Raw genomic sequence first — 717 nt, forward strand, 5'->3', positions numbered from 1 at the left:
CGGGCACCCATCTGCACGATCAGCACCCCACCCGCCGACGTGTCAGCCTGCTTCGCGGCACCCTGATGCCACGCGAGCGTCCCATCGCCGGCGACGCCCGACTCGTTCGCTGCGGGCGTGCCGATCGCGAGCGTCGCCGTATCGAGGGGCTGCCCGAACGGGTCATACAGCCGCACCGGCGACACCACCGTCCCGGTGCGGGTCACGAGGGTGTGGCCCTGCAGGTTCGGGTACGCCCACTCCGCATCCCCCGACGCGGGGATCGTGACCGTCACACCCCCGGGCAGCGACACCATCCGCGTCGCCACACCCCCGGTGATCTGCCCCCACGGCGCATCCCCGTCGCCCGCGTACAGGAACCTCGTCTCCTCGCCACCACTGGTCTGGGTCAGCACACGCCCCGCCGCGTCCCGGGTGACCGCGGTCACCGTCGTCCCACCGAACGACGTCGACGCGTACCGGCCCTGCGCGTCGTAGCCGAACTCGACCCGATCCGCCGCGCCCACCCCGCCCAAGCGAGTGATCGCGCCCCGCAGGTCGTAGGCCACCTCGCCCGCCGCGAGCCCGTCACTGACCGGATCCAACCCCACCGTCGGAGCACCCGACACCGTCGACGAGAGCAGCCGATCCGCATGGTCATAGCAGTACGACGTCGTCCGCTGCACCATCGCCTGACCCGGCGCCGTGTACGAATCCACCACAACCGAACGATTCCCG

General features: G+C 71.4%; 1 protein-coding gene. It reads right to left on the reverse strand.

Going from position 1 to position 717, the window contains the following annotated elements; all coding sequences use genetic code 11:
- A partial coding sequence (locus MA876_RS18825) for a hypothetical protein (protein ID WP_248153024.1) occupies positions 1–701 on the reverse strand: 701 nt, incomplete at its 3' end.
- Positions 702–717: the final 16 nt, after the last annotated feature.

The organism is Microbacterium aoyamense, from assembly GCF_023155855.1.
Taxonomy (GTDB): Bacteria; Actinomycetota; Actinomycetes; order Actinomycetales; family Microbacteriaceae; genus Microbacterium; species Microbacterium aoyamense.